Origin of the sequence: Falsiroseomonas oryzae (assembly GCF_027856955.1) — a bacterium.
GTDB lineage: Bacteria > Pseudomonadota > Alphaproteobacteria > Acetobacterales > Acetobacteraceae > Falsiroseomonas > Falsiroseomonas oryzae.
In genome coordinates this window covers 1-1,007 of the sequence record NZ_JAPSMD010000872.1, presented here as the reverse complement: position 1 = coordinate 1,007, position 1,007 = coordinate 1, and the positions used below count along the sequence as shown (strand labels likewise).

Below are 1,007 nucleotides of genomic sequence, written 5' to 3'. Positions count from 1 at the left end.
GGCGGGCGCGGGCTGCAGCTTGGCCTGCGGCGCCGCCTCGCCGGCCGGCTCGCTCGCGCGCGGCGGCGTCAGCTCGATCGCCGCGATCCCGATCTCCTCGCCCTCGGCCAGCAGCACGGCGCGGTGCAGGCAGTTCTCCAGCTCCCGCACGTTGCCGGGCCAGGGATGCGCCAGCAGCGCGGCGCGCGCCTGCGGCGAGAGACGGCGCTGCGGCATGCCGTTGGCCTTCGCATAGCGCGCGGCGAAATGCTCGGCCAGCGGCAGGATGTCGGAGGGCCGCGCGCGCAGCGGCGGGATGTGCAGCGCCAGCACGTTCAGGCGAAAGAACAGGTCCTCCCGGAAGCGACCCTTCGCCACCTCCGCTGCCAGGTCGCGATGCGTGGCAGCCAGCAGGCGCACATCGACCTTCACGGGCGCGGTGCCGCCCAGGCGGTCCACCTCCTTCTCCTGGATGACGCGGAGCAGCTTGGCCTGCAGGCGGGGGTCCATCTCGCCGATCTCGTCCAGCAGCAGCGTTCCGCCATCGGCCTGCTCGAACTTGCCCTTGCGCGCGGCGACGGCGCCGGAGAAGGCGCCCTTCTCGTGGCCGAACAGCTCGGATTCCAGCAGCGTCTCCGGCAGGGCGGCGCAGTTCAGCGCGACGAAGGGGCCGCGCGCGCGGCGGCTGCGGGCGTGGATGTGGCGCGCCAGCACCTCCTTGCCGGTCCCGCTCTCGCCGGTGATCAGCAGGCTGGCCTCGGCGCGGGCCAGCTGGCCCGCGCGGGCCAGCAGCGTGGCCATGGTGGGGTCCTGCGCGACCGGGCCTTCGGCTGCTGGCTCCGCGCCGGCGGCCTCCAGCATCGCCAGGATCAGGTCGGCATCGGGCGGCAGCGGCAGGAAGTCGCGCGCACCGGCCTCGATGGCGCGCACCGCGGCGTCCGCGTCCTCGGCGCGGCCGCAGGCGACGACGGGGCAGGCGATGCGCTCCGCGGCCAGCGCCTGCACCAGCCAGGCGACGTCGTGCCGCA

Annotated in this window: 1 protein-coding gene; it reads right to left on the bottom strand. The window is 75.3% G+C overall.

The features are described from left to right. Positions 1–1,007: sigma-54 dependent transcriptional regulator (locus OZN99_RS32375; RefSeq protein WP_270939289.1), on the bottom strand; the 1,007-nt coding region annotated here is incomplete at both ends.